26 protein-coding genes and 1 riboswitch are annotated in these 26,918 nt (G+C 73.9%); of the genes, 15 read left to right on the forward strand and 11 right to left on the reverse strand.

The window, feature by feature from the left end; all coding sequences use genetic code 11:
- Positions 1-48: 48 nt before the first annotated feature.
- Positions 49-864, forward strand: a complete 816-nt coding sequence (locus D7294_RS14775; protein ID WP_120679672.1) for a M23 family metallopeptidase — start codon at positions 49-51, stop codon at positions 862-864.
- Between the two features lie 287 nt (positions 865-1,151).
- A complete protein-coding gene (locus D7294_RS14780; protein WP_241562367.1) occupies positions 1,152-2,312 on the forward strand; it encodes a Cmx/CmrA family chloramphenicol efflux MFS transporter in 1,161 nt (386 codons plus the stop codon).
- Here D7294_RS14780 and D7294_RS14785 read toward each other — a convergent pair.
- Complete coding sequence (locus tag D7294_RS14785; protein ID WP_422070700.1) at positions 2,275-2,907, reverse strand: HD domain-containing protein; 633 nt, start codon at positions 2,905-2,907, stop codon at positions 2,275-2,277. The two genes, D7294_RS14780 and D7294_RS14785, sit on opposite strands and share 38 nt — an antisense overlap.
- 186 nt (positions 2,908-3,093) lie before the next feature.
- On the opposite strand from D7294_RS14785, the gene D7294_RS14790 reads away from it, so the two are divergent.
- The 4 genes from D7294_RS14790 (at position 3,094) to D7294_RS14805 (ending at position 7,765) form a co-directional block, all read left to right on the forward strand.
- Positions 3,094-4,125, forward strand: a complete 1,032-nt coding sequence (locus D7294_RS14790; protein WP_120679676.1) for an MDR family NADP-dependent oxidoreductase — start codon at positions 3,094-3,096, stop codon at positions 4,123-4,125.
- Between the two features lie 53 nt (positions 4,126-4,178).
- On the forward strand, positions 4,179-4,598 hold the full coding sequence (locus D7294_RS14795) for a MerR family transcriptional regulator (RefSeq protein ID WP_120679679.1): 420 nt from the start codon (positions 4,179-4,181) through the stop codon (positions 4,596-4,598).
- A gap of 174 nt (positions 4,599-4,772) precedes the next feature.
- Positions 4,773-6,743, forward strand: coding sequence for an ATP-dependent zinc metalloprotease FtsH (gene ftsH / locus D7294_RS14800; protein WP_120679681.1), 1,971 nt, complete (start codon positions 4,773-4,775; stop codon positions 6,741-6,743).
- Positions 6,740-7,765: a lysylphosphatidylglycerol synthase transmembrane domain-containing protein gene (locus tag D7294_RS14805; RefSeq protein WP_241562369.1), complete on the forward strand. Its 1,026-nt coding sequence runs from the start codon at positions 6,740-6,742 to the stop codon at positions 7,763-7,765. The genes ftsH and D7294_RS14805 overlap by 4 nt, the downstream gene beginning before the upstream one ends.
- Positions 7,766-7,888: 123 nt before the next feature.
- On the opposite strand, the gene D7294_RS14810 is transcribed toward D7294_RS14805, so the two are convergent.
- Positions 7,889-9,997, reverse strand: a complete 2,109-nt coding sequence (locus D7294_RS14810; RefSeq protein ID WP_422070707.1) for a HelD family protein — start codon at positions 9,995-9,997, stop codon at positions 7,889-7,891.
- Between the two features lie 288 nt (positions 9,998-10,285).
- Here D7294_RS14810 and D7294_RS14815 point away from each other — a divergent pair, with 288 nt between their 5' ends.
- From D7294_RS14815 to D7294_RS14825, 3 genes are all read left to right on the forward strand, one after another.
- The gene (locus D7294_RS14815) at positions 10,286-10,537 is read left to right on the forward strand and encodes a type II toxin-antitoxin system Phd/YefM family antitoxin (protein ID WP_120679683.1); all 252 of its coding nucleotides are present in this window, start codon (positions 10,286-10,288) and stop codon (positions 10,535-10,537) included.
- A gap of 7 nt (positions 10,538-10,544) precedes the next feature.
- Positions 10,545-10,805 (forward strand): Txe/YoeB family addiction module toxin, encoded by a 261-nt coding sequence (locus D7294_RS14820; protein ID WP_120679685.1) that lies wholly within the window; start codon positions 10,545-10,547, stop codon positions 10,803-10,805.
- A gap of 230 nt (positions 10,806-11,035) precedes the next feature.
- Positions 11,036-11,236 carry a hypothetical protein gene (locus D7294_RS14825; RefSeq protein ID WP_120679985.1) on the forward strand — a complete coding sequence of 67 codons (201 nt, stop codon included), beginning with the start codon at positions 11,036-11,038 and terminating at the stop codon, positions 11,234-11,236.
- A 59-nt stretch (positions 11,237-11,295) separates the two neighbouring features.
- On the opposite strand, the gene D7294_RS14830 is transcribed toward D7294_RS14825, so the two are convergent.
- Complete coding sequence (locus D7294_RS14830; protein WP_120679687.1) at positions 11,296-12,984, reverse strand: DNA repair helicase XPB; 1,689 nt, start codon at positions 12,982-12,984, stop codon at positions 11,296-11,298.
- A 273-nt stretch (positions 12,985-13,257) separates the two neighbouring features.
- Between D7294_RS14830 and D7294_RS14835 the strand changes: the two genes are divergently transcribed.
- Together D7294_RS14835 and D7294_RS33180 are read left to right on the forward strand one after the other, a co-directional pair.
- Positions 13,258-14,652 carry an AAA family ATPase gene (locus D7294_RS14835; RefSeq protein ID WP_120679987.1) on the forward strand — a complete coding sequence of 465 codons (1,395 nt, stop codon included), beginning with the start codon at positions 13,258-13,260 and terminating at the stop codon, positions 14,650-14,652.
- Between the two features lie 64 nt (positions 14,653-14,716).
- Positions 14,717-14,869 carry a hypothetical protein gene (locus D7294_RS33180; RefSeq protein WP_241562371.1) on the forward strand — a complete coding sequence of 51 codons (153 nt, stop codon included), beginning with the start codon at positions 14,717-14,719 and terminating at the stop codon, positions 14,867-14,869.
- Positions 14,870-14,890: 21 nt separating this feature from the next.
- On the opposite strand, the gene lipB is transcribed toward D7294_RS33180, so the two are convergent.
- From lipB to D7294_RS14855, 3 genes are all read right to left on the reverse strand, one after another.
- Positions 14,891-15,550: a lipoyl(octanoyl) transferase LipB gene (gene lipB / locus D7294_RS14845; RefSeq protein WP_241562372.1), complete on the reverse strand. Its 660-nt coding sequence runs from the start codon at positions 15,548-15,550 to the stop codon at positions 14,891-14,893.
- Between the two features lie 262 nt (positions 15,551-15,812).
- Positions 15,813-16,085 carry a DUF4031 domain-containing protein gene (locus tag D7294_RS14850; RefSeq protein ID WP_120679691.1) on the reverse strand — a complete coding sequence of 91 codons (273 nt, stop codon included), beginning with the start codon at positions 16,083-16,085 and terminating at the stop codon, positions 15,813-15,815.
- A complete protein-coding gene (locus tag D7294_RS14855) occupies positions 16,082-16,447 on the reverse strand; it encodes a hypothetical protein (protein WP_120679693.1) in 366 nt (121 codons plus the stop codon). Before D7294_RS14855 ends, D7294_RS14850 begins: the two co-directional genes overlap by 4 nt.
- A 273-nt stretch (positions 16,448-16,720) precedes the next feature.
- On the opposite strand from D7294_RS14855, the gene D7294_RS14860 reads away from it, so the two are divergent.
- Together D7294_RS14860 and murQ are read left to right on the forward strand one after the other, a co-directional pair.
- Positions 16,721-17,665, forward strand: a complete 945-nt coding sequence (locus D7294_RS14860; RefSeq protein WP_241562388.1) for a MurR/RpiR family transcriptional regulator — start codon at positions 16,721-16,723, stop codon at positions 17,663-17,665.
- Positions 17,666-17,806: 141 nt separating this feature from the next.
- Positions 17,807-18,715, forward strand: coding sequence for an N-acetylmuramic acid 6-phosphate etherase (gene murQ, locus D7294_RS14865; protein WP_120679695.1), 909 nt, complete (start codon positions 17,807-17,809; stop codon positions 18,713-18,715).
- Positions 18,716-18,796: 81 nt separating this feature from the next.
- On the opposite strand, the gene D7294_RS14870 is transcribed toward murQ, so the two are convergent.
- The 5 genes from D7294_RS14870 to thrC form a co-directional block, all read right to left on the reverse strand.
- Positions 18,797-19,249 (reverse strand): hypothetical protein, encoded by a 453-nt coding sequence (locus D7294_RS14870; RefSeq protein WP_120679697.1) that lies wholly within the window; start codon positions 19,247-19,249, stop codon positions 18,797-18,799.
- 262 nt (positions 19,250-19,511) lie between these two features.
- Positions 19,512-21,140: a chaperonin GroEL gene (gene groL, locus D7294_RS14875; protein WP_120679699.1), complete on the reverse strand. Its 1,629-nt coding sequence runs from the start codon at positions 21,138-21,140 to the stop codon at positions 19,512-19,514.
- A 301-nt stretch (positions 21,141-21,441) separates the two neighbouring features.
- A complete protein-coding gene (locus tag D7294_RS14885; RefSeq protein ID WP_004986573.1) occupies positions 21,442-21,645 on the reverse strand; it encodes a cold-shock protein in 204 nt (67 codons plus the stop codon).
- A 520-nt stretch (positions 21,646-22,165) separates the two neighbouring features.
- Complete coding sequence (locus tag D7294_RS14890) at positions 22,166-22,441, reverse strand: MoaD/ThiS family protein (RefSeq protein WP_120679703.1); 276 nt, start codon at positions 22,439-22,441, stop codon at positions 22,166-22,168.
- The gene (gene thrC, locus D7294_RS14895) at positions 22,438-23,724 is read right to left on the reverse strand and encodes a threonine synthase (protein WP_120679705.1); all 1,287 of its coding nucleotides are present in this window, start codon (positions 23,722-23,724) and stop codon (positions 22,438-22,440) included. Before thrC ends, D7294_RS14890 begins: the two co-directional genes overlap by 4 nt.
- Positions 23,725-23,739: 15 nt before the next feature.
- A riboswitch (SAM riboswitch) is annotated at positions 23,740-23,878 on the reverse strand.
- Positions 23,879-24,338: 460 nt separating this feature from the next.
- On the opposite strand from thrC, the gene D7294_RS14900 reads away from it, so the two are divergent.
- Both D7294_RS14900 and D7294_RS14905 read left to right on the forward strand, forming a co-directional pair.
- Positions 24,339-25,313 (forward strand): glucosyl-3-phosphoglycerate synthase, encoded by a 975-nt coding sequence (locus D7294_RS14900; protein WP_120679706.1) that lies wholly within the window; start codon positions 24,339-24,341, stop codon positions 25,311-25,313.
- A 76-nt stretch (positions 25,314-25,389) separates the two neighbouring features.
- Complete coding sequence (locus D7294_RS14905) at positions 25,390-26,850, forward strand: alpha,alpha-trehalose-phosphate synthase (UDP-forming) (RefSeq protein WP_120679708.1); 1,461 nt, start codon at positions 25,390-25,392, stop codon at positions 26,848-26,850.
- The last annotated feature ends 68 nt before the right edge of the window (positions 26,851-26,918 follow it).

A 26,918-nucleotide genomic window follows, 5' to 3' on the forward strand; every position in this document is an offset into this window, starting at 1 on the left:
GCACATGCCAAACGCCCCGCAGCCCCGCACGAGCCCGGAGGACCCCGCATGCGCTCGCTCCGCGTCGCGCTACTCGCCCTCGGCGCCCTGCTCGCCGCCCTGCTCACCGCCCCGTCCGCCCAGGCGGCCCCGCTGTTCAAGGCCCCCTTCCCCTGCGGTCAGCAGTGGACCTACAGCCACCACTCGGCCGAGGTCAGGCGCGCCCTCGACTTCGTCAGGTCCGACGGGGGCAGCACCGCGGGCACCCCGGTCCTCGCCTCGGCCGCGGGCACCGCGACCCGCCACAACGAGCCGGGCGGCGCGGGCCAGTACATCGTGATCGACCACGGCGGCGGCTGGACGACGTACTACTTCCACCTCGCGAGCTACTCGGTGCCGAGCGGCGCCCGGGTCGCGCAGGGTGAGCAGATCGGCGTCACCGGCTCCACCGGCAACACCACGGGCCCGCACCTCCACTACGAGCAACTGCTCAACGGCGTGGGGCAGAACATCGTGATCAACGGCCAGGCCCTGCCGTATCCGGGCTCCTACTACCAGAGTTACCTGACGAGCGACAACTGCGGCGGCGGCGATTCCGGCCGGTACTGGGTCGACACCTTCGCCGACACCGAGGGCTACGCGGGCCCCTCCACCGCCTCCCCGCAGGGCCTGCTGTACCAGGGCACCAGCTACGTCTACTGCAAGGTGGCCGGGGAGCGTTACGAGGGCGCCTACGGCTGGAACCACTGGTGGCTGCGCACCGACCTCGACGAGACCTACCCCGGCGGCAACGGCCGCGGCGCCTATGTGCCCGCCTACTACCTCAGCCGCTGGGGCAACGACGAGGCCAGGGACAACAACGGCACGGTCATCCCCGACTGCTGACCCCGCGCCGCCCCGCCTCCCGTCCCCTTCCCCGGGGGCGGGGCGGCGCCTTCCCGGCCGCCGGGCCGCGCGCGTCCCCGCCGTCACGGGGGGCGCGCGGGGTCTTGCAGGGGGGCGCGCACGGCGGTCGGCGAGCGCCGGCGCACGCGTGATCGTGGGCACGTCCGGCACCGGAATTCCCCCGGCCCGCCGGACGTTCCCGCAGCGTGTCACATCACTCTCCGCGACTACCCGTCGCCGTTCACGTTCTCGGCGCTGCCGTCTTCGCCCTCGGGACAAGCGAGTTCATGCTCTCCGGCCTGCTGCCCGAGGTGGCCGACGATCTCGACGTCTCCATACCGACCGCCGGCCTGCTCATCTCCGCCTTTGCCATCGGCATGGTCGTCGGCGCGCCCGTGCTCGCCGCGGCCACCCGGCGGATGCCGCAGCGCCTCGCCCTGGTGGGGATGCTCGCCGTCTTCGCGCTCGGTCACGTCGTGGGGGCGCTCGCCCCCGGCTACGGAGTGCTTTTCGTATGCCGGGTGGTGAGCGCACTGGCCTGCGCCGGCTTCTGGGCGGTGGGCGCCGTGGTGGCCGTCTCCCTCGCGCCGCCCAACGCGCGGGCGCGCGCGATGGCCGTGATGCTCGGCGGGCTCAGCATCGCCAACATCACCGGCGTGCCGGGCGGCGCGGTGCTCGGCCAGCACCTCGGCTGGCGGGCGGCGTTCTGGGCCGTGGCGCTGCTCGCGGCGCTCGCCCTGGCCGGCGTGCTGGTCTTCGTGCCCAGGACGCTGCCGCGGATGCAGGGGTCGGCCGCCGGGCTGGGCCGGGAGCTGCGGGCCTACCGCGAGGGCCGGGTCTGGCTGACCGTGGCCACGATCGCGCTCTTCTCCGCGGGCTCCCTCTGCTTCTTCTCCTACCTCGCGCCGATCCTCACCGACGTCACCGGGCTCGGCGAGGGCTGGGTCCCCGCGGTGCTGGTGCTCTACGGCCTCGGCGCGCTCGGCGGGACCGCCCTCGGCGGGCGGCTCACCGACGCCCACATGTTCGGCACCCTCTACACCGGCCTGGGCGCCGCCGCCGCCGTGCTGGGGCTGGCCGCGCTCAGCCTGCACTCCCCCTGGCTCCTGGTGCCGCTGTGCGGGCTGCTCGGCCTGTGCGCCTTCCTGTGCGCGCCCGGGCTCAACACCCGGGTCTTCGACGTGGCGGGCGGCACGGCGCCGACGCTGGCCGGCGCCACCGCGACCTCCGCGTTCAACGCGGGCAACACCGTGGGCCCCTGGGCGGGCGGCCTGGCGATCGACGCCGGGCTCGGCTACGCCTGGACGGCCTGGCTCGGCGCCCTGTTCATGCTCGCCGCGGCCGGCGGCGCCTGGCTCCAGTCGCGCACGAAGGGCAGGGAGATCGTCGTGGCCGTCGGCGGGACGGCCGTCAGCCGGTCAGCAGCCGCAGCTCCCCCCGCAGGTTGAACCTCGCGGTCGGCGCCCAGTGTTCCGCGCCGTATGGCGTGCGGAACAGCTCGGGCAGGGCAAGCAGCTGCCGCAGCACCTCGGCCCGCCCCGCGCGGAAGTCCCCGTCGGGGACGAAGCCGTACTCCCGCCGCACCGCGGCCGCGTAGCCCGCGTACTCCTCGGGCGAGCCGGCCAGGACGGCGAGGTCCGCGTCGCAGAGCGCGGCCCCGTTGACGTCCCCCGGCTCGGGGTCGTGGCCCGCCGTCAGGCGGACCAGCCTGGCCACCTCGCGGGCGCGCGGCCCGGTGCCGAGCCGCTCCTCGGCCAGCCGGGCGCTGCGTTCCTCGTTGTCCGGGGAGTAGGGGTCGTAGACGGCGTCGTGGAACCAGGCGGCGAGTTCGACCGCCACCGGCTCGGCCGCGTACCCGGCCAGCTCGTCGAGGCGGGCGAGCACGTCGGCCAGGTGGGCGACGGTGTGGTAGTGCCGGTGCGGCTCGGACCAGCGGGCGAGAAGCTCCTGGCCGAGCCGCAGCCCGGCGGGTCCGGTCTGCCCTGGCAGGGCGTGGAAGCGGGCGAGCAGCCGCTCGTGGGAAGGCGGGGGCATGCGGGTCATTGTGGCCCCGTACCCACCCGGGGCGCGGGCTTGCACTTGACGCACGCGTCAGGTCGTAGGTTCTGGGGGCCCGTCGGGAGCAACGCCCCGGCGTGCCCGGGCGGCGCGGGCCGGGAGCGGCCCCGCCGCCTCGGGACGCCGCCCCCCCCGAGAGACCGCCCGGCGAACGACCCGAGGAGAGGCCCGATGACGCAGGCACCGCCCCCCATCCCGGACACCCACCGCGAGCTGCGGCTGGCCGCCAGGCCGAAGGGGCTGCCCGGCCCCGAGCACTTCGAGCTCGCCGAGACCGCCGTGCCGCGGCCCGGCCCCGGGGAGGTGCTGGTCCGCAACCGGCTGATGTCCCTGGTGACCGTCATGCACTCGCTGATGGACGAGCACGCGAACCTGCCCATGCCCGCCTTCTCGCTCGGCGAGCCGCCGTGGGGCCCGGTCGTCGGCGAGGTGGTGCGCGCCCCTGCGGACGGCCCCTTCGCCGTCGGGGACCTGGTGGCGCACCGGGCGAGCTGGCGGGAGTACGCGGTGGTGGCGGCGGACGCGGCCAGGCGCGTCGACCCCGAGGTCCTGCCCGACCCGGCCTGGTACCTGTCCTCCGCGGTCACGGCCTGGCTCGGCGTCGTCAAGGGCGCGGAGGTGCGGGAGGGGGACACCGTGTTCGTCAGCGGCGCGGCGGGAGCGGTGGGCAGCCTCGCCGGCCAGCTCGCCAGGCTGCGCGGCGCCGCCCGCGTCATCGGCAGCACCGGTTCCCGGCGCAAGGGCGAGTACCTGCGCCGGGAGCTCGGCTACGACGCGGTCGTCCACCGGGGCGAGGGCGAGCCGCCCATCGAGGAGCAGCTGCGCGCGGCCGCCCCCGAGGGCCTGGACGCGGTGTTCGACAACGTCGGCGGCGAGCAGCTGCGGGCCGCCCTCGCGGTGGCCAGGCCCCTGGCCAGGGTGGCGCTCATCGGCGCGCTCGCCGGCCAGGTGCCGGGCGGGGCGGGGGCGAAGGTGGAGATCGAGCCCTTCTCCCTCATCGGGCGCAGCATCACCCTGCGGGCCCTGGGCGGCGTCCACTGGCTCTCCTTCGCGCCGGAGGCGGAACGTGAGGTGGGCCGGGCGGCCCGGGCGGGCAAACTGCGCCTGCCGCAGGCGAGGTTGCGGGGAATCGCGCAGGCCCCTGCCGCGTTGAGAGAGCTACTCGAAGGGCGGCACATCGGTCAGGTGCTCGTCGAGCTCTGAGCCGGCTCCCGGGCCGGCGGGGGCGGCGGCCCGGACGGGGAGGGCGGGAGGGCATGCGGATCGGCGAGGCGGCAGCGGCGGCCGGGCTGACCACGCGGGCGGTGCGGTACTACGAGGAGCGCGGCCTGATCGCGGCCCGCCGTTCCCCGGCCGGGCACCGCGAGTACGACGAGCTGGACGTGCGGCGGCTGCGCGCCCTGCGCGAGCTGCTGAGCACCGGGCTGACGATCGCCGACGTGCGCGACCTGGTGGCCGCGCTGGAGTCGGTGCCGCCCGGCGCGCGGCCCCCCGGCGACCCGGAGACGCCCTGCGCGTTGCCCGCCCTGGTGGTCGGCCGGCGCCTGGCCGAACTCGACGCCCGCATCGAGCGCCTGACCCGGCTGCGGGACGGGCTGGCCCGCCGGGTGAGCGAGCCGTTGCGGGCCCTGGCGCGGGCCCGCGGCGCCCGGGAGCCCTCGCCCCGCACGCCCTGAGCCCTCCCCCCGCGCACCCCGCACGCCCCAGCGCGCGCCGGGCCGCCGGGCCGCCGGGCCGCCGGGGCCGTTCGCGGCCCCTTGCGTTCGCACCCGGGGCGTCACCGGTTCGGCCCTCCCCGGCGGGCTCTCCGGGAGAAAGCGACACCGGCCGCTGATACGGTCAAAACGGGCATGAGCCACCTGGAGCGCCCGGTGATCGCACGCATCCGTCTGCCGTATCCGCACCTCAGCAAGTCGGCCAGGCCCGGCCCTTCCGGCCGGCCCAAGGGTCCGACGCCGCCCGACCAGCAGTCGCTGTGGCGGCGCTGGATGTGGCCGCTGCTGCTCGTCGTCCTCGTCGGGCTGGTCCTGTGGTGGGCCGCCTCGCCGGGCAACGGCGGCGGCTCGCTGGCCTACAGCACCTTCGTCGACCGCGTGGAGGGCGACCGGGTGAAGTCGGTGAGCATCAACGACGACGGCTTCCTGCACGGCACCATGAAGGACGGCGACGACTTCACCACCCAGATTCCCAGCGCCCTGGACACCGACGCGCTCGCCGGCCGCCTCAGGGCCCACGACGTCAAGGTGACCGGCACCAGGACGGGCACCTCCGGCAGCAACATCGTGGTCAGCCTCATCCTCCTCTTCCTCCCCCTGCTGCTGCTCCTCGGCTTCTTCGCCTGGGCCGGACGCCAGGCCTCCCGCACCCTCGGCGGCGGCATCAGCGGCATCGGCAGGTCCCGCGCCAAGATCATCGAGGCCGAGCGGCCGACCACCAGGTTCAGCGACGTCGCCGGGTACGAGGGCGTCAAGCAGGAGGTCAGCGAGATCGTCGACTTCCTCAAGCGGCCCGACAGGTACGCCGCCGCCGGCGCCAAGGGCCCGCGCGGCGTCATCATGATCGGCCCGCCTGGCGCCGGCAAGACGCTGCTCGCCAGGGCCGTGGCGGGCGAGGCCCACGTTCCCTTCCTCTCCGTGACCGGCTCTGCCTTCGTCGAGATGTTCGTCGGCGTCGGCGCCTCCCGGGTCCGCGACCTGTTCGAGGAGGCGGCCAAGCGGGCGCCCTCGATCATCTTCATCGACGAGATCGACGCGGTCGGCAGCCGCCGTTCCGGCCCCAGGGTCGGCGGCAACGACGAGCGCGAGCAGACCCTCAACCAGCTGCTCGCCGAGATGGACGGCTTCGACCCGCGCAGCGGCATCGTGGTGCTCGCGGCCACCAACAGGCCCGACGCCCTGGACCCGGCACTGCTGCGCCCCGGCCGCTTCGACCGCCGGGTGACGGTGCCGCTGCCCAACGCGAACGAGCGGGCCGCGATCCTCGCCGTCCACGCCCGCGGCAAGAACATCTCCCCCGAGGTGAACTGGGAGGCGGTGGCCAGGGCCACCCCCGGCTTCTCCGGCGCCGACCTGGCGAACCTGGTCAACGAGGCCGCCATCAACGCCGTGCGCGCCGACCGCTCCACCATCGAGCCGCGGGACCTGGACACCGCCCGCGACCGCGTCCTCCTCGGCCGCCGGGAGTCCTCCAACGCCCTGCTGCCCGAGGAACGCCGCTCCGTCGCCGTCCACGAGTCCGGCCACGCGCTGGTCGCGGCGCTCAGCGAGCACGCCGACCCGGTGGCCAAGGTGACGATCCTCCCCTCGGGTCCCGCCCTGGGCATCACCGAGCAGCTGCCCGAGGCCGAACGGCACCTGTTCAGCGAGAGCTACCTCAACGACCTGCTCGCCGTGCGGCTCGGCGGCCGGGCCGCGGAGCTCGTCGTCTTCGGGGAGGGCTCGACCGGGGCGGCCGACGACCTGGCGGGCGCCACCCAGATCGCCACCCGCATGGTCCGCGAGTTCGGCCTCTCCACCGAGCTGGGCCCGGTGGGCTACTCCTCGGGGGCCCAGCAGTTCCTCGGCGGCGGGGGCGAGTCCGTGGAGGAGCAGCTGCGCCGGCCGTACTCGGAGCAGACCCAGCGGGTCGTCGACGAGGAGGTCACCCGCCTCATCCAGCAGGCGGAGCGGCGCGCCGTGGGACTGCTCCAGGACCACAGGCAGGCCCTGGACCGGCTGGCCGAACTGCTCGTGGCCCGCGAGACCGTGGACGGCTCGATGGTGCGGGAGATCCTGGAGCAGAACGGCGGCGGGGCCGCCGGGGCGGTCAGCACCGAGCAGTGAGGGACTCCGGCCCGCCCGCCGCCGAGAGCCGCACCCCGGGGCGACCCGGCCGGTGGGCCTGGCTGCTCGCGGTCCTGCTGGTCGGCGGGGCGGTGCTGATCGGGCTGAGCAGACGGGACGAGCTGTTCGACGCCTTCCACCAGCTGGCCAGGGTGCACTGGCCCAAGCTCGCCGTCGCGCTGCTCTGCGAGGCATGGTCGCTGCTGTGCCTGGCCGCCGTGCAGCGCTGGCTGCTGCTCGCCGGCGGCCTGCGGGTCGGCCGCGGCACCATCAATTCCCTGAACCTCGCCTCGAACGCGGTGGCCGGGGCGCTGCCGGGCGGCGCCGCCTTCTCCGCGGCCTGGATGTACCGGGAGCTGCGGCGCCGCGGCGGGGAGCAGGCGCTGGTCGCGGCCGTCCTCGTGGTGTCGGGCGCGCTCTCGGCGGTCACCCTCGTGGTGGAGCTGGCCGTCGGGGCGCTGCTCGCCGGGGCGGGCGGCCCTGGCCAGCCGCTGCGCCGCGTGCTCGTCGGGCTGGCCGCCACCCTCCTGGTCACCCTGCTGATCTTCCGCTCCACCCGGGTCAGGCGCGGGGTGGTGCGCCGCTGGCGGCGGCTGCGGGATCGGCACCGGCGGATCGGGCGGGCGAGCGCGGCCCTGGCCCGGGTGGTGCACCAGGCCCGCAGCGTGGAACCGGGCATCAAGCCCTGGCTGTGGCCCTACCTGCTGGCGCAGCTGAACTGGCTGCTGGACGCCGCCAGCCTCGCGGCCTGCCTGTGGGCCCTCGACATCGCCGTTCCCTGGCGGGGCCTGCTGCTGGTGTCGGGGCTCGGCCAGATCCCGGCAAGCACCAGGATCACGCCAGGCGGCCTCGGCGTCACCGAGACCAGCCTGGCCGCGCTGCTCGTCTTCTACGGCATCCACTCCGACGAGGCGATCGCCGCCACGCTGCTGTACCGGATCGTGAGCTACTGGCTGCTCCAGCCCCTCGGCTGGGCCTGCTGGCTGGCCCTCACCCTGCACGGCCGCCGCGGGAGCCGCTGAGCGGGAGGCGCCGCCGCACAGCCGGAGGCGCGCCGCGCAGCCGGAGGCGCCGCCCGCGGGGCCGCCGGCCCGGGGCCGCCCGCGGCGAACCGCCGGGCCGGGGGCGGGAACGTTCCCGCCGCCTCAGCCCGCGGGCCGCTCCCCGGCCCGCGGCGCGCACCCGGTCAGCTCGGCCGGCAGGTCCTCGGCGTGCACGACCGTCAGCCCGGACACCGCACGGGTGAGCGCCACGTAGAGCCGCCGCAGCCCGGTGCGCCGGTCCGGCTCGCCCGCGACCACCGCGGCGGGCTCCACCAGCACCACGTAGTCGTACTCCAGGCCCTTCGCCAGCGAGGCCGGCACCAGGGTCAGCCGGGCCCCGGCGCTGGTCTCCTCGCCTGGGGCCAGGTGCGCCAGCCCCGCCGCGGTCAGGGCCTCGCCGAGCGCGGGCAGGTCCGCGTCCGCCGCGATCAGCCCCGTCGAGCCCTCGTGGGCGAGGGCCTCCCGGCAGGCCGCCACGGCCGCCTCGGCCCGCGCACCCGGCGCCGCCCGCCGCACCTCGAACGCGCCGGGCGAGTCCCGGATCGAGGTGGCCTCCGCGAGGCCGGGGGCGATGGCGGGCAGCAGCCGCGAGGCGTACGCGATCACCGTGCGCGGCACGCGGAAGCCCTGCGTCAGCTCCTCCACGACGGCCTCCGGCTTTCCCAGGTGCCCGAGCGCCACGGCCCAGCTCGGCGTCGCCCAGGGGGTGGTGCCCTGGGCGATGTCGCCGAGTATGGTCACCGAGCCCGTGCTGCACCGGCGGCCCACCGCCCGGTACTGCATCGGCGAGAGGTCCTGCGCCTCGTCGAGCACCACGTGCCCGAGGGAGCCGGTGCGCTCCACCAGATCGCGCGCCTCGTCGATCAGCACCGCGTCGGCCGGCGACCACACCGCCGACTTCACGCCGCGGGCCGGGCGGTCCCACAGGATCGCCTTCTGCTCCTCCTCGCCGAGCAGGCCGGCCGCCTGCCCGGCCAGGAAGTCCGCGTCGGACAGCAGCCTGAGCACGAGCTTCACCGGGTCGACCTGCGGCCAGATCTCCTTCACGGCGGCCTTGACCGCGGCGTTGCGGGCCACCGCGTTCTGCACCCGGTCGTCCGGCGCCTCGCCCGCCCGCTCCATCCGCACCAGCACCGCGTGCGCGATCCGCTGCGGCAGCGCCTCGCGCGCCGCCCCGTACCGCATGTCCCGGGCCAGCAACTCCCGGACGAGCTGCGCCAGTTCGTACGCGGGAACGCGCCAGCGCCGCGAGCCGCGGACCACCACGAGCGACTCGCCCCCCTCGTCGGGCACCCGCACGTGGGAGCGGATCGCCCGCCGCAGCACCTCCGCCATCCGCGCATCGCCCTTGACCAGCGCCGCCGCCGGGCTGTCCGCGCCGCGGACCTGGACGTCCCGCAGCCCCGCGGTCACCAGCTCGTCCACCGTGGTCTGCCGCACCTCAAGCTCGCCCAGCGCCGGCAGGACCTGCTCGATGTAGCGCAGGAAGGACCGGTTCGGCCCGATCACCAGGGTGCCGCTGCGGGCCAGCCGCTCCCGGTAGGCGTACAGCAGGTACGCCACGCGGTGCAGGCCGACCGCGGTCTTCCCGGTGCCCGGCGCGCCCTGCACGCACAGCGAGCCGGCCAGGGGCGCGCGCACGATCTCGTCCTGCTCGGGCTGGATGGTGGCGACGATGTCCCGCATCGGCCCGACGCGCGGCCGTTCGATCTCCCGCTGCAGCAGGGCGCTGGAGCGCTCGGCCTCGGCCGGGTCGGAGAGGTGCTCGTCCTCGTACGCGGTCAGCTCGCCGCCGTCGTATCCGAAGCGGCGCCGCAGCCCGACGTCCTGCGGGTCCTGCTTGGTGGCCCGGTAGAACGGCTGGGAGACCGGCGCCCGCCAGTCGATCACCATCGGGTCGCCGTCGGCGTCGTGCACGTGGCGGCGGCCGATGTAGAAGCGGTGGCCGCTCTCGCCCTCCTCGTCGAGGCTGTGCAGGTAGTCGAGGCGGCCGAAGAACAGCGGGGTGTCCGCGAGATCGGCGAGCGCCTTGATCCGCAGCTCGATGTCGCCGCGCAGCACCTCGGCGTTCACCCAGTTCGCGGTGACGTCGGCGATGTCGAGCTGCTCGGCGTCGGCGCGCATGGCGCGCAGGGCGGCGCGCGAGGCGGCCAGGTGCGCGCGTTCTGCTTCGAGTGGTTCCTGGGTGGGGCGTGCGGCGGACACGGCGATGCCTCCGGTCGACGGGCGCGCGGGCAGTGCGGGACACACTGCGGCAGCGGTTGCGGGAAGGGGCGATGCCGGCCGGTTGCCGACCGGCCGGCTCCTGGCCGGCGAGGCACGCGGCGGTTTGCGTGCCGACCCGGAGGAGGCAAGGCAGGGGAGCCTAGGCGGACCGGCCCCCGGGCGCAAACCGATTTCCCCGGCCCCCCGGCCGCTTGCCGCCCCCGCGGGCGCCACGTACAGTTTTCCGTACGTCACGGCCGCACCGGCAGGACGAGGACGACAAGGGAGGCGGCCATGCGGACGATGTCCTACTCGGAGTCGAGGGCCCACTACGCCGAGACGCTCAACGCGGTCGTCGACGACCGCGAGGAGGTGGTGATCACCCGGGCAGGTCACGAGCCCGTGGTGATGGTCGCGCTCGACGACTACGAGTCGCTGAAGGAGACCGCCTACCTGCTGCGCAGCCCGGAGAACGCCCGCCGCCTGCTCGCCTCGATCGACCGGCTCGAGCACGGCGCGGGCACGGTGCGCGACCTCGCCGAGTGAGCGCCGCGTGAAGCTGGTCTGGGACGAGAGCGCCTGGGCGGACTACGTCTGGTGGCAGACGGAGGACCGCAAGGTGCTCAGGCGCATCAACGCGCTGCTGCGGGACGTCTGCCGGAACGGCAACGAGGGACTGGGCAAGCCGGAGCCGCTGAAGCACGGTTTCCAGGGCTACTGGTCGCGCCGGGTCACCGAGGAGCACCGGCTGGTCTACAAGGTCGCCGCGGACGAGATCCGCATCGCCGCCTGCCGGTACCACTACGGCCGCTGAGCGGCGGCCGCCCGTCCGCCCGCGGCCGGGCGGGCGCCACTCCGCCGCGTCCGTCCCGTCCGTCCCTGCCGCCCCGTCCGTCCCTGCCGTCCCGGGGCGTGCGCCGGGTCTCAGGGTCGTGTCCCCCGTTCACCTAGGGGGTCATCCCCCGCGCAGGGGACCAAGGTCAGGGAGCCGTGTCCCTCCTCGGGGCGATGACGCGCGCGGGTCCCGACGGCAGTCTTGAAGCCATGAGTACCGCAACGCTTCCCCCCACCGCCCTCTCCTCCACCGGCCGGCCCGCGAGCGCCACCCAGGGCGGCGCGCGGCCGGGTGCCAGCGCCCTCGGCGGCGCCCTGCGCGCCGTCCGCGTGATGGCGGGCGCCGCGTTCGAGATAGTCCTGCTCGGCCGGGTCGACGAGCCGGGGCTCGTCCGGCGCCGCGGCGCCTGAGCGCGGACGGGTCCCTTGCAGGTCCCGTTCCGGTCCCGGACCGCCCGGGGCTCCCCGGCTCAGACCCCGTACCGCTCCTCGCCCGCGGCCTCTCCCGGCTCCCCGGCGGCGAGCAGGTCCCCCGCGTCGACGATCCGGTAGGCGTAGCCCTGCTCCGCCAGGAAGCGCTGCCGGTGCGCGGCGAAGTCCTGGTCCACCGTGTCCCTGGCCACCACCGAGTAGAACCGGGCCTCGTGCCCGTCCGCCTTGGGCCGCAGCACCCGGCCGAGGCGCTGGGCCTCCTCCTGCCGGGAGCCGAAGGTCCCCGAGACCTGGATGGCGACGGTCGCCTCCGGCAGGTCCACCGAGAAGTTCGCCACCTTCGACACCACGAGCACGCCCAGTTCCCCGGCCCGGAAGGCGTTGAACAGCTTCTCGCGCTGCGCGTTCGACGTCTCGCCCTTGATCACCGGCGCGCCCAGCTGCTCGCCGAGCTCGTCGAGCTGGTCGATGTACTGCCCGATCACCAGCGTCTGCTGCCCGGCGTGCCGGCGGACCAGCGCCTCGGTGACGCGGCGCTTGGAGTCCGTCGTGGCGCAGAAGCGGTAGCGCTCCTCCGGCTCGGCCATGGCGTACGCCAGCCGCTCCGACTCGGTGAGGTCCACCCTGACCTCGACGCAGTCGGCGGGCGCGATGTACCCCTGCGCCTCGATCTCCTTCCACGGCGCGTCGAAGCGCTTGGGCCCGATCAGCGAGAACACGTCCGACTCCCGGCCGTCCTCGCGGACCAGGGTCGCGGTCAGGCCCAGGCGGCGGCGGGCCTGGAGGTCGGCGGTGAACTTGAAGACCGGCGCCGGCAGCAGGTGCACCTCGTCGTAGACGATCAGGCCCCAGTCGCGGGAGTCGAACAGCTCCAGGTGCGGGTAGACGCCCTTCCGCTTGGTGGTCAGCACCTGGTACGTGGCGATGGTGACCGGGCGGATCTCCTTGCGGGCCCCGCTGTACTCGCCGATCTCGTCCTCGGTCAGCGAGGTCCTGCGCACCAGCTCCGCCTTCCACTGCCGGGCGGAGACGGTGTTGGTCACCAGGATCAGCGTGGTGGCCTTGGCGGTGGCCATGGCCCCGGCGCCCACCAGCGTCTTGCCCGCCCCGCAGGGCAGCACCACGACGCCGGAGCCCCCGTGCCAGAAGCCGTCCACGGCCTGCCGCTGGTAAGGGCGCAGCTGCCAGCCGTCCTCGCGCAGCTCGATGGGGTGCGCCTCGCCGTCCACGTACCCGGCCAGGTCCTCGGCCGGCCAGCCGAGACGCAGTAGCGCCTGCTTGATCTGCCCGCGCTCCGAGGGGTGCACCAGAACGGTGTCCTCGTCGACGCGCGCGCCCACCAGCGGCTTGATCCGCTTGCTGCGCAGCACCTCCTCCAGCACCGGCCGGTCGGTCGTCTGGAGCACGAGGCCGTGCGCGGGGTGCTTGACCAGGCTCAGCCGCCCGTAGCGGGCCATCGTCTCGGCCACGTCCACGAGCAGCGCCTGCGGGACCGGATAGCGCGAGTAGGTCACCAGCGCGTCCACCACCTGCTCGGCGTCGTGCCCGGCGGCCCGCGCGTTCCACAGGCCGAGCGGCGTCACCCGGTAGGTGTGGATGTGCTCCGGCGCGCGCTCCAGCTCCGCGAACGGCGCGATGGCCCGGCGGCAGTCCTCCGCCCGCTCGTGGTCGACTTCAAGCAGCAGCGTCTTGTCGCTCTGCACGATGAGCGGCCCAGTCGCCTCCATGTACCCTCCTCCGGGTTGCGGCATCGCGGCGTCGGATCGCGGCCAAGCCTCCAGTGTGGCACTTGACGCCGGCCCGCCCCGGCTCGCTCCCGGCCCGCCGCCGGGCCGCCTCCGCCGCCGCCCTGCGCAGCCGTCGTCGTGCGAGCCCCGCCCTCAATCGCCCGCACGATCGGCTGATGCACTGGCACGTGCGGTTACGGGGCCGTTATTGTCGTGAGACGACGAAATAAGCCATGAGGCGAGATCAATGGCCGCACCGTGAGGGAGGTCGCCGTGCTGTTGCGTTTCCAGGTCGCCAATCACGCCTCCATCCGGGACGAGCAGGAGATCACGTTCGTCGCCGGAGACGACCGGCCTCAGCGGGCACAGCGGCCGGTACCCGGCACCCGGCTGGCGGCGGTGCCGGTCGCGGCCGTGTACGGGGCGAATGCCTCCGGCAAGTCCAACGTCGTGTCCGCCCTGGCCTGGATGCGCCGCGCGGTCCTCGACTCCTTCCGCCACTGGGACCCCGCAGGCGGTGTACCGCGCAGGCCGTTCCGGCTGCGCCAGGACCCGGGCGCCCACCCCAGCACGTACGAACTGGACTTCGCCGTCGACGGCGTCAGGTACGAGTTCGGCTTCACCGTGGACGACGCGGGCATCCGCGAGGAGTGGCTCGCGTGCTTTCCCGAGGGCAAACGGCGCAAGCTGTACACGCGGACCGGACCGGGGCCTGACTCGCTCACGTTCGGGCGGTCCCTGGCCGGTCGGCGCAAGACCATCTCGGAACTGCTGCGCTCCAACTCGCTCTACCTGTCGGTCGCGGCGGCGCAGAACCACGAGCTCCTCGGGCGCCTCCACCGCTGGTTCCGCGACGACCTGCGCACCGCCAGCGACCAGGACTACCGGGCCCGCCTCACCTACACGGTGGGCCTGCTGCGCAGCGGGGACGAACGCAGCCGGGACGCCCTGGTCAACCTGCTGCGCTTCTCCGACCTGGGCGTGACGAGGCTGGAATTCCACGAGCCGGACGAGAGGCTGCTCGACGAGACCAAGCGCATCCAGGCGGCCCTGAACGACGCGGGGGTGCCCTTCCGCCTCGACGCCCCCGAGCATGACGTACGGGTCCGGCATCGCACCGAGGGCGGCACCTTCACCCTGGAACTCGACGAGGAGTCCAGCGGCACCCGCACCTGGATCGGAATGCTCGGTCCTGTGCTCCTCGCCCTGGGATCGGGCGGCGCCCTCGTCGTCGACGAACTGGACGCCCGGCTGCACCCGTACCTCGCCGATGCCCTGGTGGGCATGTTCCAGTCGCCCGACGTCAACAGGAAGGGCGCACAGCTGCTCTTCACCACGCACGAGGCCTCGTTGCTCGGCAACAACGCACGCACCCAGCTCTTCCGCGACCAGGTCTGGTTCACGGAAAAGGACCCGGACACGCTGGGCACACGGCTCTTCCCGATCACCGACTTCCACGTCCGGGACTCCCCGGACGCAAAGGACAATCTGGAGAAACGCTACCTGTCGGGGCGGTACGGCGCGCTGCCGTTCCTCGACGACGAACTGTTGCGGCGGATGGCCGACGACATCGCGAGTGGAGGAGTCAGTGGGGCGGGGCAAGCCGTTGAAGCGGGGCGGCCCAAAGCGGCCGGAGCTGCGCAGGGTCCTCGTCTACTGCGAGGGTGAGCGCACCGAGGACCAGTACTTCCGCGGCTTGAGAAGCGACCTTCGGGGCCTTCCTGTCCAGGTGGTGGTCGGGCCCCATTCGGCCGCCGTCGAGCGGGCCGGAGCGCTGCGCGCCGCCGCGGCACCCGGCCGTCTCGGGCACCAGGCCAACCCGTGGACGGACGTGGACGTGCTCGTCGAAGGATTGCTGGCGCAACGGCGGCAGGCGCGGGCGTGAGCGGAGCGGTCTGCCGGCGGCTCAGGCCGCGCCCAGTGCCTTGGCCACGGCGTCGCGGACCTCCGCGTCGGTGGGGGTGGAAAGGCCGCGGGAGGCGGCGAGTTCGGCCAGGGAGGTCATGGGGACCTCGGGGAGGCCGCAGGGCGTGAAGGTCCCGAACGCCGCGAGGTCGGGCGCGATGTTCAGCGCGAAGCCGTGGCTGGTGATGCTGCCGCGGACCCGCATGCCGATCGAGGCCAGCTTGCGGTGTTCCGGGGTCCACACGCCGACGAGGCTCTGCTCCTTGCGTGGGGTGTCGCGCCGCACGGCGGGGTAGCCGAGCGAGCCGAGGGCCTCGATCAGGCCGTTCTCCACCCAGCGGACCAGGTCGCCCGGCCGGAAGCGCCGCGTCTCGCGCAGGTTCAGCACGAGGTAGCCGACGAGCTGCCCCGGGCCGTGGTACGTGGCCTGGCCGCCGCGGTCCACGGGCACCAGCGGGACGGTGGGGTCAGCGGGCAGCTCGTGCGCCGGGGTGCGCGCGCCGTAGGTGATGACCGGGGGGTGGCCGAGGAAGACCAGCCGGTCGGGTATCAGCCCGGCCCGGCGCTGCTCCACCCACTCCCCCATGCGCGCCGTCGCCTCCGGGTACGGGATCTCGCCGAGGTCGACTCGTTCCAGTGCGGAGGGGGCGCGTTCGTTCACTCCGGCAAGGCTAGTCCCGCCTCCCGCCGGGGTGTTCCGGCAGGTCCCCGGTATCCGGGCAGGCCCCGGGAGTCGGCTCAGGCCCCGGTATCCGGGCAGGCCCCGGGAGCGCGGGCAGGCCCCGGGAGTCCGGGCAGGTGGCGGAGGCGGATGGACCTGCCCGCGGCGCCCGTGGGCGATCAGACCGCGCCCGTGGACGATAGGCCACGCCCGTGGACGATCAGACCGCGCCCGTGGGCGATCAGACCGCGGCCGTGGGCGATCAGGCCGCGCCCCGCCGGCGCTTGCGCCGCCGCAGTCCCGCCGCGTGCAGCCGCCGTACCAGTTCCCGGCTGTCGGCCTCCACCGCGCCCGCGGCCACCGCGTCGGCATAGCGTTCCGCGGGCAGGTCGTAGTGGTCGCGTTCGAAGGCGCGCCGCGGCGTGCCCAGCCGCGCCGCGAAGGCGTGCAGCTCGGCGAGGGATTCGTCGCTGATCAGGTGCGACCACATGCGGCCGCGCCCGGGCCAGGTCGGCGGGTCGATGTACACGGTCACCGGCGGGCCCTCGCCAGCGAGCCCAGCGGGGCGACCGCGGCGCCCGAGCGCCCGCACACCCACTGCGGGTCCTCGCCGAGTTCCGGCTCCACATCCAGGGCGTGCGGTTGCGCGCCGGCGCACAGCGGGCACAGCGGCCAGCGCCCGTGGTGCCCGAGCAGGGCGTCCTGCATGTCCTGCGCCAGCAGGCCGGGGACGAAGCAGGCGCCCGCCGGCCACTGCTCCGACCACCAGCGGCGATGGGAGACCGCCTGCTCCAGCAACGAGACCTCCGCGGGACCCGCCAGCCCGTCCGCGGTCAGGTCGGCCAGGACCAGGGCGCGGCCCCGGTGGATGGCCTCTTCCGAAGGTGCCTGCTCCATACAGACCATTGCACCAGAGCACCCCGCGTTCCGGCAGCTCGCCGGAAACCCACAGGGCGCCTCCCCACCGCCCGCACCCGCGAGGCCCCCGTACCGCCTCCCCGCCCGTCCACCGGCGTCCCTCGGGGGCCGTCCACCCGCCGGTTCCCGCCCGCCCCGTCCGCCCGTCTCGTCTACTCGCGTCGTCTACCCGCATTGACCCAGTCCGCACACGGGTAGAGGGGGGTTGACGGAGCACGTGATCGAAAATACGTTTCGCCTGTGAGGAATGCGATGAAGGAAAATTTCGTCCGGCGGCCCCTCCGACCACGTCCCGTCGCCGTCGCGCCCCGGCCGGCGCCGCCGGAGCCGGGGGCGCTCGCCGCGAAGGTGCGGACCATGGCCCCCTCCATGACGCGTTCCATGCAGCGGGTGGCCGAGACGGTCGCCGCCGACCCGGCGGGCTGCGCCGCCCTCACCGTCACCGGCCTCGCCGAGCGCACCGGCACCAGCGAGGCCACCGTCGTCCGCACCGCCCGGCTGCTCGGCTACCCCGGGTACCGGGACCTGCGGCTCGCGCTGGCCGGGCTCGCCGCCCAGCAGGCCTCGGGTGCGGCGCCCGCCGTCACCGCCGACATCTCCGTGGACGACCCGCTCAGCGAGGTGGTGAGCAAGCTGGCGCAGGACGAGCGCCAGACCCTCACCGACACCGCGGGCGCCCTCGACCTCGCCCAGCTGGAGGCGACGGTCAGCGCGCTGGCCTCGGCCCGGCGCATCGACGTGTACGGCATCGGCGCCTCCTCCCTCGTCGCGCAGGACCTGGCGCAGAAGCTGCTGCGGATCGGCCTGGTCGCCCACGCGCACTCCGACCCGCACCTGGCCGTCACGAACGCGGTCCAGCTGCGCACCGGCGACGTCGCCGTGGCGATCACCCACTCCGGCCGTACGGTGGACGTGATCGAGCCACTTCAGGCCGCGTTCGACCACGGCGCGACCACCGTGGCGATCACCGGGCGTCCCGACGGGGAGGTGACCCAGTACGCCGACCACGTGCTGACCACCTCGACCGCCAGGGAGAGCGAGCTGCGGCCCGCCGCGATGTCGAGCAGGACCAGTCAGCTGCTCGTCATCGACTGCCTGTTCATCGGCGTCGCCCAGCGCACCTACGAGTCGGCCGCCCCCGCGCTGCACGCCAGCTACGAGGCGCTCGCCCACCGGCACTCGCCGCGCCTGCGCTGAGCGCGCGACCCGCGCGCCGCCCCCGTTTTTCCCGCCCGACCGCCCGATGTCTCCCCCGCCATTCCCGGGGCCCGCGGACGACGTCTCGCCGGCCCCGGCACCGGCGGGGGCGGGCCCCCGACCGGAGAGAGCCGCTCCCGTATGTCCACCGACTTCGACGCGCTGACCACAGAGGCGTACCGCCCGGAACTGGCCGAAATCGACCGGCGTTCCACGCTCGACATCGCACGCGCCATGAACGCAGAGGACGCCCTCGTGCCCGCCGCCGTGGGCGCGGAACTGCCGCGGATCGCCGCCGCCATCGACGCGGCGGCCGCGCGCATGTCCCGCGGCGGGCGGCTGTTCTACCTGGGCGCGGGCACGGCCGGGCGCCTCGGCGTGCTGGACGCCAGCGAGTGCCCGCCCACCTTCAACACCGACCCCGGCCAGGTGGTGGGGCTCATCGCGGGCGGGCCCGGGGCCTTCGTGACGGCCGTGGAGGGGGCCGAGGACAGCGCCCTGCTGGCCAAGGCGGACCTGGACGCGCAGGGCCTCACGGCCGGTGACGTGGTGCTGGGCGTCTCCGCCTCGGGGCGCACGCCCTATGCGGTGGGCGCCGTCGAATACGCCCGCGCGCTGGGCGCCCTGACCATCGGCGTGTCCTGCAACGCCGACTCCCCGCTGGCCGCCGCCGCCGAGCACGGCATCGAGGTGGTCGTCGGGCCCGAGCTGATCGCCGGCTCCACCCGGCTGAAGGCGGGCACCGCGCAGAAGCTGGTGCTCAACATGATCTCGACCATCACGATGATCAAGCTGGGCAAGACCTACGGGAACCTGATGGTGGACGTCAGGGCCTCCAACGAGAAGCTGCGGGCCCGTTCCCGGCGCATCGTGCACCTGGCCACCGGCGCCCCGGACGAGGTGATCGAGGCCGCCCTGACCGAGACCGGCGGCGAGGTGAAGAACGCGATCCTCACCATCCTGGGGAACGTCGACGCCCCCACCGCGGGCCGGCTGCTCACCGAGTCGGGCGGCCACCTGCGGGCGGCCCTGGCCGCGGCACACGGCTGAGCCCCGGCGCACTGCTGAGCCCCGGCGCGCGGCCGGGCCGCGCCCCGGGGCGGCGGCCGGGGGCTGCTCCCGGCGGCGGCTTCAGCGGGCGGCCTCGTAGACCGCGGCGGTCGCGGCGCCGTACGCCAGGTGCGGCGCGAGGTCGGAGATCCAGGAGCCCGCGCTCCACGTGCGCGGGTCGGTCACGCCGAACGCGGTCGCCGGCCCGTCGCTGCCGGCCATCGCCGCCAGGCCGAGCAGGGGCGCGGCCAGCCAGGCGGAGGGGCCGCCACGCCGCCCCCTGGCCAGCCCGTACAGCGCACCCACGCCGAGGCCCGTGACGTAGCCGAGCAGCGCGCCTGCCGCCTGCTCGCGGTGGGCGGCGCCCGCCGAGTCCCCGGGCGAGACGCCGACCGCCCGCGCGGCCTTGTCGGCGACCTGCGCGGGCAGGTCGCTTGACGGGCGCCCGCGCACCAGCATGTCGCCGTAGGTGGTGACGTTCAGGGCGGCGGTGCCCGCGGCTCCCGCCAGCAGGCCCTTGGCGAGTGGGTGCATCGGCTCCTCCTCGGCTTCTCGCGGCTGCTCCCCGGCCCGCTGCCAGGCCGCGGTCAGGCCCCGCACCGGCCCGGGGACCGGGCGTCGGCCACCCGCACACGCAAGGGGCACATGGCGCTCGCGAACCGGCCGGAGCCCGGTCCGCGCCCGGGTACCCGGCGCGCGCGCCGCCACACGGCCCCGCGCCCGGGGAACCCGCGAACGGCGAAGGGCGGCACCCCGCGCCGGGGTGCCGCCCGAGTGGCCCTGGGGCCGGCCGGACTCAGAAGTCCATGCCACCGCCCATGCCGCCGTCACCGGCGCCGGCCGCGGCGGCGGCCTTCTCCGGCTTGTCGGCGATGACGGCCTCGGTGGTCAGGAACAGCGCCGCGATGGACGCCGCGTTCTGCAGCGCGGAACGCGTGACCTTGGCCGGGTCGATGATGCCCTCGGCCAGCAGGTCGACGTACTCGCCCGTGGCGGCGTTCAGGCCGTGGCCCGGGGTCAGGCCGCGCACCTTCTCGACCACGACGCCGCCCTCAAGGCCGGCGTTGACCGCGATCTGCTTCAGCGGGGCCTCCAGCGCCAGGCGGACGGCGGCGGCACCGGTGGCCTCGTCGCCCTCCAGGTCCAGCTTGTCGAAGACCGAGGTGGTCTGCAGCAGGGCGACGCCACCGCCGGCGACGATGCCCTCCTCGACGGCTGCCTTCGCGTTGCGAACGGCGTCCTCGATGCGGTGCTTGCGCTCCTTCAGCTCGACCTCGGTCGCCGCGCCGGCCTTGATGACGGCCACGCCGCCGGCCAGCTTCGCGAGCCGCTCCTGCAGCTTCTCCCGGTCGTAGTCCGAGTCCGAGCTCTCGATCTCGGCGCGGATCTGGTTGACCCGGCCCTGGACCGCGTCGCTGTCGCCGGCGCCGTCCACGATCGTGGTCTCGTCCTTGGTGATGACGACCTTGCGGGCCCGGCCGAGCAGGTCGAGCGTGGCGTTCTCCAGCTTGAGGCCGACCTCCTCGGAGATGACCTGGCCGCCGGTGAGGATCGCGATGTCGCCGAGCATGGCCTTGCGGCGGTCGCCGAAGCCGGGGGCCTTGACCGCGACGGACTTGAAGGTGCCGCGGATCTTGTTGACGACCAGCGTGGACAGGGCCTCGCCCTCGACGTCCTCGGCGATGATCAGCAGCGGCTTGCCGGACTGCATGACCTTCTCCAGCAGCGGCAGGAGGTCCTTCACGCTGCTGACCTTGGAGTTGACGATGAGGATGTACGGGTCCTCGAGCTCGGCCTCCATCCGCTCCATGTCGGTGGCGAAGTAGGCGGAGATGTAGCCCTTGTCGAAGCGCATGCCCTCGGTGAGCTCCAGCTCCAGCCCGAAGGTCTGCGACTCCTCGACGGTGATGACGCCTTCCTTGCCGACCTTGTCCATCGCCTCGGCGATCAGCTCGCCGATCTGCGAGTCGCCGGCCGAGATGGAGGCGGTGGAGGCGATCTGCTCCTTGGTCTCCACCTCCTTGGCCTGGCCGAGGAGGGCCTCGGAGACCTTCTCGACGGCCGCCTCGATGCCGCGCTTCAGCGCCATCGGGTTGGCGCCGGCCGCGACGTTGCGCAGGCCCTCGCGGACCAGCGCCTGGGCGAGCACGGTCGCGGTGGTGGTGCCGTCACCGGCCACGTCGTCGGTCTTCTTGGCGACCTCCTTGACCAGCTCGGCGCCGATCTTCTCGTAGGAGTCCTCGAGCTCGATCTCCTTGGCGATCGACACACCGTCGTTGGTGATCGTGGGGGCGCCCCACTTCTTCTCCAGCACGACGTTGCGGCCCTTGGGGCCGAGCGTGACCTTGACGGCGTCGGCGAGCTGGTTCATCCCGCGCTCAAGGCCGCGCCGCGCCTCCTCGTTGAACGCGATGATCTTGGCCATGTGAAGTGGTCCTCCCGGATTGGGGGCACCCCCGGAACGGGTCTGGGGGCGGTTGGATTGCTCCGGACCGCGCTGGCGCCCGCGACGGACGGCCCACCGGCCCTGCGGTTCCCAGCCCCGCCTGGCCTGTGGACCTCACCGAACCGGTCCTTGCTGTCACTCTCGCCCGGAGAGTGCTAACACTCATGATTAGCACTCTCCCCAGGCGAGTGCAAACCCCCCGCGCCCCCGGACGCGCCAGGGCCCGCCCCGGCGTGCTGCCGGAGCGGGCCCTGTGCCAAGCCGCGGTTCGGTCGGCGGTTCAGGCGGTCACCCGCACCATGTCGGCCTGGGGACCCTTCTGTCCCTGCGAGATCTCGAACTCGACCCGCTGTCCCTCTTCCAGAGTGCGGTAGCCGTCCATCTGAATCGCGCTGTAGTGGACGAACACGTCCGCACCACCGTCTACCGCGATGAAGCCGTAGCCCTTCTCCGCGTTGAACCACTTGACGGTGCCCTGAGCCATTCCTAACTCCCCATTTTGCCGGCCCTTTCACGAGACCGCGCTTCGCGGACCCGGGTCAGACCTCTCAGACTCCACCCCCGGGCGGTTGGGGGTGTGCGCCGGAACGCGTCGACCGCCGCTGAATGTATCTGGACGGACGCCCAGTGCAACAGGTCATTCGGGAGGGAATTCTTGCCACGCCAGAACGGGCAAATACCGCATAACACACGATAGTTGAATGATTCGCGGGTACCCAAAAGTGCCAACCAGACAATTGGTACAGCGATTTTCGGCACAAGATTTGCGCGATGTGTCGCGAATTCATATGCGAGTGGCGGCAGCCGCCGGGAACCAAGCCCAACTCTAGCGTCCCACCGGGCCGCAACCGCCCCGCGGACCGCGGTCCCCGGGGGCGGTCGCGAACGCCGTGCGCGGGGTCGCGGCGGGCGCGGCCGCGGGGGTGCCGGCGCGGCGGGGAGCGCCCGGAGCGCGCCGGCGCGCGCGGCGGCGGGAGGGCGCGGGCGCCCTCCCGCGGCACGGCTCAGCCGCCGGCCACCGCCGGGATGATCGAGACGCCCGCGCCGTCCGGCGTCGGCGTGCCGAGCCCGTCGGCGAAGCGGACGTCGTCGTCGTTCACGTAGACGTTCACGAATCGGCGCAGTCTGCCCTCGTCGTCGAGCACCCGGCCGGCGATGCCCTGGTGGTTTCGGTCGAGGTCGGCGAGCACCTCGGCGAGGGTGGCCCCCTCGGCGGTGACCTCGGCCTGCCCCCCGGTGTACGGGCGCAGAATGGTCGGAATACGGACGGTGACGCTCATGCCAGGCCAGCCTCTCGGAAGGAGTCCAGGTGGGGACGGATGGTCGCGGTGGGACCTGCGGTCTTCGCCACCGCGTCCAGGGTCTTCAGGCCGTCTCCCGTGTTCACGACGACCGTGGTCAGCGAGGGGTCGAGGGCGCCCGCCCCGATCAGCTTGCGCGCCACGCCCAGGGTCACCCCACCGGCCGTCTCGGTGAAGATGCCCTCGGTCCTGGCCAGCAGGTGGATGGCGGCCACGATCTCCTCGTCCGTGACGTCCTCCACCGCGCCGCCGGTGCGCCGGGCGATGTCGAGCACGTAGGGCCCGTCGGCCGGGTTCCCTATCGCGAGGGACTTGGCGATGGTGTCGGGGCGCACCGGCCTGACCACCTCGTGCCCCTCCTTGAAGGCGCGTGAGACCGGCGCGCAGCCCTCGGCCTGGGCGCCGAAGATGCGGTAGGGCCGGTCCTCGACCAGGCCGAGCGCGATCAGCTCCCGGAGCCCCTTGTCGATCTTGGTGAGCTGGGAGCCGGAGGCGACGGGGATGACGAGCTGGTCGGGCAGGCGCCAGCCGAGCTGTTCGCAGATCTCGAAGGCGAGGGTCTTGGAGCCCTCCGCGTAGTAGGGCCTCAGGTTCACGTTCACGAAGCCCCAGCCCTCGCCGAGCGGGTCGCCGATGAGCTCGCTGCAGAACCGGTTGACGTCGTCGTAGGTGCCCTCGATGGCCACCACGTCGCCGCCGTAGATCGCGGCCATCACGACCTTGCCCTGCTCCAGGTCGTGCGGGATGAAGGTGCAGGAGCGCAGCCCGGCCCTGGCCGCGGCGGCGCCGACGGCGCCCGCCAGGTTGCCGGTGGAGGAGCAGGAGAGGGTGGTGAAGCCGAAGGCGCGGGCGGCCTCCACGGCCTGGGCCACCACGCGGTCCTTGAAGGAGTGCGTCGGGTTGCCCGAGTCGTCCTTCACGTACAGCTCGCCGGTGATGCCGAGTTCGGCGGCGAGCCGGTCGGCGCGCACCAGCGGCGTGAAGCCGGGGTTGATGTTGGGCTTGTCCGCCACGTCGGCGGGCACGGGGAGCAGCGGGGCGTAGCGCCAGATGTTCTTCGGCCCCGCCTCGATGGCGCGGCGCAGGCCCTCGGGGTCGCCCGAGGGCAGGTCGTAGGCGACTTCGAGCGGGCCGAAACAGGACGCACATGCGAAGACGGGGCCGAGCGGGAAGCGCTCTCCGCACTCGCGACAGGACAGCGCGGCGGCGGGACCGAGATCGACGGCGGCGGGTGACTGCTCGGATGCGGTCAGCACAGACATGGGTGCGAGGCCTTCTCCTCATCTTCCCCACGGCGGCTTTCGCCGCGGGCCGGAATTGGCACCTTCCCCACCGGGAGCCTCGCGTGGCGCGAGTGCCGGCGGAAGGGTTGCCGGGGCTTCAACGGGCCGTTCCCTCTGCCCCTCTGGATGAGCGGTATGCGGTTGTCGGCAGGGGACCCCGATATGCGGAGGACACCTGCACTGTCCGAGACTGTAACGGACGGCCAGCACAATGGCCCGGGCCGTCCGATCCGCGAGACAGGAACCCGCCGCACGCCAGCGGCGCCCACGGGGACCTCAGGGACCCGAACGACAGGGAAGAAGCGTCAGCACAGTCAGCGAACGTCACCGATCGTCAGTGATCCTCAATGAACGCCAGAAATACCGGCGAACGCCAACAGGCGTGACGGAAACAAGCACAACGACACGCAGCAGAACGTTGCGGACCATGTACGGGCCATCACCGGGTCATCAAGGTCCGCAAATATCTAAAAAACACCAAAAACGTTAAAACGACCAAAAAAGACGGTCCCAGCGGATTCGGGCGCACCAGGAAGGGGCAGATACGGCCATACGGAGTAAATGTGGCCGAACGCGAACAGGAGCGACATTTCGTGCTGGAAGAGGCTGAGGAGTGGCTGAGCCGCCGGTCCTGGTCCGCCACTGACCGCCCGCTGCCGCAGCTGCTGAGCGCGAAGCGCGCAGCAGGAGCCGCGGGAAGCATCAGCGTGGTCCTCCCCGCGCTGAACGAGGAGGCGACCGTCGGCGCCATCGTGGAAGCGCTCCGGCGCGACCTGATGGAGCGCACCCCGTTGATCGATGAACTGCTTGTGGTGGATTCCGGCTCCACCGACCGCACGTCCGAGGCAGCCGCCGCGGCGGGCGCGAAGGTGGTGCACCGCGACGAGATCCTGCCGCGGGTGCCGAGCGTCCCCGGCAAGGGCGAGGTGCTGTGGCGGTCGCTGCTCGCGGCGAGCGGGGAGATCATCTGTTTCGTCGACGCCGATCTGCGGGAGTTCGACTCCCGGTTCGTCTCCGGGATCGTCGGCCCGCTGCTCACCGAGCCCGACGTGCAGCTGGTCAAGGCGATGTACGACCGCCCGCTCGGCGACCAGTCGCGGGTGGACGGCGGCGCCCCGCAGGGCGGCCGGGTCACCGAGCTGGTGGCGCGCCCGCTGCTGAACCTGCACTGGCCGCAGCTGGCCGGCGTGGTGCAGCCGCTCGGCGGCGAGTACGCCGCGCGCCGCTCGCTGCTGGAGCAGCTGCCGTTCCCCGTCGGCTACGGCGTGGAGCTCGGCCTGCTGATCGACACGCTCAACCTGGCGGGGCTGGACGCCCTCGCCCAGGTCGACGTCGGGGTGCGCAGACACCGCCACCAGGACGGCCAGGCCCTCGGGCGGATGGCCGCCGCGATCATGCGGACCGCGCAGAGCAGGCTGCCGGGCACGGTCATGCCGATCACGATCGGGCTGACCCAGTTCGAGCGGGCCCGGGACGGCGGCTTCCTGCCGCAGACGCACCCGATCCACGCGGACGAGCGGCCGCCGATGTGCACGGTGCCCGAGTACGCGGCGAGACAGGCCGCGTAACACAGCGGATACGCCGACGCGCCGGGAGTGACCGGACACACGTTTGGTCAGCCCGGGCGTTGGCTAGGCTCCGCGCATGGTGCTCGTTGCGTCGAACCGCGGCCCGGTGAGTTACACGCTGGGCGAGGACGGCTCGCTGACCGCCAGGCGCGGCGGCGGCGGCCTCGTGTCCGGGCTCAGCGCCCTGGGCCAGGGGGCCGGGACCTGGGTGTGCGCGGCGCTCGGCGAAGGCGACCGGGCGGCCGTGGCCCGCTCCGGCCCCCGGCTCCCGGCCGCCGACACCGGCGGGCAGGCCGTGCGGATGCTGGACATCCCGCCCGGGACCTTCGAGGGCGCCTACAACGGCATCGCCAACTCCGTCCTGTGGTTCGTGCACCACCTGCTGTATCAGACCCCGCTGGAACCGGTCTTCGACACCGCCTTCGAGGCGCAGTGGTCCGCCTACGCCGCGTACAACGCGGCCTTCGCGGACGCGCTGGCCACCGAGGCCGAGCCGGGGGCCGCGGTGCTGGTGCAGGACTACCACCTCTCGCTGGTGCCCTCGCTGCTGCGCGAGCGGCGGCCCGACCTGCGGATCGGGCACTTCTCGCACACCCCCTGGGCGCCGCCCGACCTCTTCGGCGTGCTGCCCGACGCCGTGGCGGGCGAGGTGCTGCGCGGCATCCTCGGGGCCGACCGCGCCGCGTTCCTCACCCGGCGCTGGGCCGACGCCTTCGCCGCCTGCTGCGCGGCCACGCTCGGCGCCGAGGTGGACTGGGGCTCCGCCACCGCGGCGGGCCCGGCCGGGGCGCGGTCGGTGACGTTCGGGGGGCGCAGGACGCTGCTGGGCGTGCACGGCCTCGGCTCGGACGCGGAGTTCCTGCGCAAGCGGGCCTTCGAGCCCGACGTCGACGAGCGGCTGGCCGCGCTGCGCGAGCAGATCGGCGCGCGCCGGACGATCGTCCGGGTGGACCGCACCGAGCTGTCCAAGAACATCGTCCGCGGGCTGCTCGCCTACCGGCGGCTGCTGGCCGGGCACGCGCAGTGGCGCGGCCGGGTGGTGCACGTGGCCTTCGCCTACCCCTCGCGCCAGGACCTGGCGGTCTACCGCGCGTACACGGCCGAGGTCTCCCGGCTGGCCGGCGAGATCAACGAGGAGTTCGGCACCGCGGACTGGACGCCCGTGGTGCTGCACGTCAAGGACGACTTCGCCCGCTCGCTCGCGGCCTACCGGATGGCGGACGTCGCCCTGGTCAACCCGATCAGGGACGGCATGAACCTGGTCGCCAAGGAGATCCCGGTGGTCTCCGAGCGCGGGGTGGCGCTGGTCCTCTCCCGGGAGGCGGGGGCCGCCGAAGAGCTGGGCGCCGACGCCCTGCTGGTGAATCCCTACGACCTCGCCGGCACCGCCGAGGCCCTGCACCGCGCCCTGTCGATGCCCGACGAGGAGCGCGCGGCGCGCAGCGAGCGCCTGGCGGCCGCGGCCACCGCGCTGCCGCCGCAGTCCTGGTTCCTCGACCAGGTGGCGGCCCTCGACGCGCTGGACCGCAAGGGCTGAGCGCCCGCGGCCGGGCACGGAACAGCCCCCCGGGGCCCGGGGCGGCCGGGGGGCTGTCGCGGCGAAGG

Origin of the sequence: Streptomyces hoynatensis (genome assembly GCF_003626535.1) — a bacterium.
In the GTDB taxonomy this organism is placed as follows: Bacteria; Actinomycetota; Actinomycetes; order Streptomycetales; family Streptomycetaceae; genus Streptomyces; species Streptomyces hoynatensis.

What these genes read in the sequence shown, in the direction of transcription:
- D7294_RS14775 (WP_120679672.1), top strand. Translation starts at nt 49, where the DNA reads ATGCGCTCGCTCCGCGTCGCGCTACTCGCCCTCGGCGCCCTGCTCGCC.
- ftsH (WP_120679681.1), top strand. Translation starts at nt 4,773, where the DNA reads ATGAGCCACCTGGAGCGCCCGGTGATCGCACGCATCCGTCTGCCGTAT.
- D7294_RS14830 (WP_120679687.1), bottom strand. Translation starts at nt 12,984, where the DNA reads ATGGAGGCGACTGGGCCGCTCATCGTGCAGAGCGACAAGACGCTGCTG.
- D7294_RS14905 (WP_120679708.1), top strand. Translation starts at nt 25,390, where the DNA reads ATGGTGCTCGTTGCGTCGAACCGCGGCCCGGTGAGTTACACGCTGGGC.
- D7294_RS14790 (WP_120679676.1), top strand. Translation starts at nt 3,094, where the DNA reads ATGACGCAGGCACCGCCCCCCATCCCGGACACCCACCGCGAGCTGCGG.
- murQ (WP_120679695.1), top strand. Translation starts at nt 17,807, where the DNA reads ATGTCCACCGACTTCGACGCGCTGACCACAGAGGCGTACCGCCCGGAA.
- D7294_RS14885 (WP_004986573.1), bottom strand. Translation starts at nt 21,645, where the DNA reads ATGGCTCAGGGCACCGTCAAGTGGTTCAACGCGGAGAAGGGCTACGGC.
- D7294_RS14825 (WP_120679985.1), top strand. Translation starts at nt 11,036, where the DNA reads ATGAGTACCGCAACGCTTCCCCCCACCGCCCTCTCCTCCACCGGCCGG.
- D7294_RS14855 (WP_120679693.1), bottom strand. Translation starts at nt 16,447, where the DNA reads ATGGAGCAGGCACCTTCGGAAGAGGCCATCCACCGGGGCCGCGCCCTG.
- D7294_RS14890 (WP_120679703.1), bottom strand. Translation starts at nt 22,441, where the DNA reads ATGAGCGTCACCGTCCGTATTCCGACCATTCTGCGCCCGTACACCGGG.
- D7294_RS14780 (WP_241562367.1), top strand. Translation starts at nt 1,152, where the DNA reads ATGCTCTCCGGCCTGCTGCCCGAGGTGGCCGACGATCTCGACGTCTCC.
- D7294_RS14815 (WP_120679683.1), top strand. Translation starts at nt 10,286, where the DNA reads ATGCGGACGATGTCCTACTCGGAGTCGAGGGCCCACTACGCCGAGACG.
- groL (WP_120679699.1), bottom strand. Translation starts at nt 21,140, where the DNA reads ATGGCCAAGATCATCGCGTTCAACGAGGAGGCGCGGCGCGGCCTTGAG.
- thrC (WP_120679705.1), bottom strand. Translation starts at nt 23,724, where the DNA reads ATGTCTGTGCTGACCGCATCCGAGCAGTCACCCGCCGCCGTCGATCTC.
- D7294_RS14860 (WP_241562388.1), top strand. Translation starts at nt 16,721, where the DNA reads ATGAAGGAAAATTTCGTCCGGCGGCCCCTCCGACCACGTCCCGTCGCC.
- D7294_RS14785 (WP_422070700.1), bottom strand. Translation starts at nt 2,907, where the DNA reads ATGACCCGCATGCCCCCGCCTTCCCACGAGCGGCTGCTCGCCCGCTTC.
- D7294_RS14870 (WP_120679697.1), bottom strand. Translation starts at nt 19,249, where the DNA reads ATGCACCCACTCGCCAAGGGCCTGCTGGCGGGAGCCGCGGGCACCGCC.
- D7294_RS14795 (WP_120679679.1), top strand. Translation starts at nt 4,179, where the DNA reads ATGCGGATCGGCGAGGCGGCAGCGGCGGCCGGGCTGACCACGCGGGCG.